Source organism: Prauserella cavernicola (assembly GCF_016595675.1).
In the GTDB taxonomy this organism is placed as follows: Bacteria; Actinomycetota; Actinomycetes; order Mycobacteriales; family Pseudonocardiaceae; genus Prauserella_A; species Prauserella_A cavernicola.
In genome coordinates, this window is the sequence record NZ_JAENJH010000035.1 from 1 (window position 1) to 828 (window position 828).

General features: G+C 60.1%; 1 protein-coding gene. It reads left to right on the forward strand.

All coding sequences use genetic code 11. The annotated features are described in order from the left end of the window. On the forward strand, positions 1–828 hold an 828-nt coding region (locus JHE00_RS34575), incomplete at both ends, for a PHP domain-containing protein (protein ID WP_200326411.1).

An 828-nucleotide genomic window follows, 5' to 3' on the forward strand; every position in this document is an offset into this window, starting at 1 on the left:
CTGCATGTGCACACCGAGTATTCGATGCTCGATGGTGCGGCGAAGATCGCTCCGTTGTTCGCGGAGGCGTCGCGGTTGGGGATGCCGGCGGTGGGGATGACCGACCACGGCAACATGTACGGGGCGGACGAGTTCTACCAGCAGGCGAAGAAGGCCGGGATCAAGCCGATCATCGGTATCGAGGCCTACATCGCGCCGGAGTCGCGGTTTCACAAGAAGCCGGTGTTCTGGGGGCAGTCGAACCAGCGTGGGGCTGACGAGTTCGGTGAGGGTGGCGACGTTTCGGGTGCGGGTTCGTATACGCACATGACGATGTTGGCGGCGAACGCGACGGGTTTGCGGAATCTGTTCACGTTGTCGTCGTTGGCGTCGATTCAGGGGTATTACCGCAAGCCTCGGATGGACCGGGAGTTGATCTCGGAGAACTCTGAGGGGATCATCGCGACGACGGGGTGTCCTTCGGGTGAGGTGCAGACCCGGTTGCGGTTGGGGCAGAAGGCCGAGGCCATTCAGGCGGCGTCGGATTACAAGGACATTTTCGGGGCGGACAACTTCTTTCTGGAGTTGATGGATCACGGGTTGCCGATCGAGCGGTCGGTGCGGGAGGGTCTGCTGGAGATCGGGCGGTTGCTGGATCTCAAGCCGTTGGCGACGAATGATTCGCATTATGTGACCAAGGATCAGGCGGATTCGCATTCGGCGTTGTTGTGTGTGCAGTCGGGTAAGACGCTGAATGATCCGAACCGGTTCAAGTTCGATGGTGACGGCTATTATCTGAAGTCGTCGGAGGAGATGCGGGAGTACTGGGACAAAGAGGTTCCCGGTGCC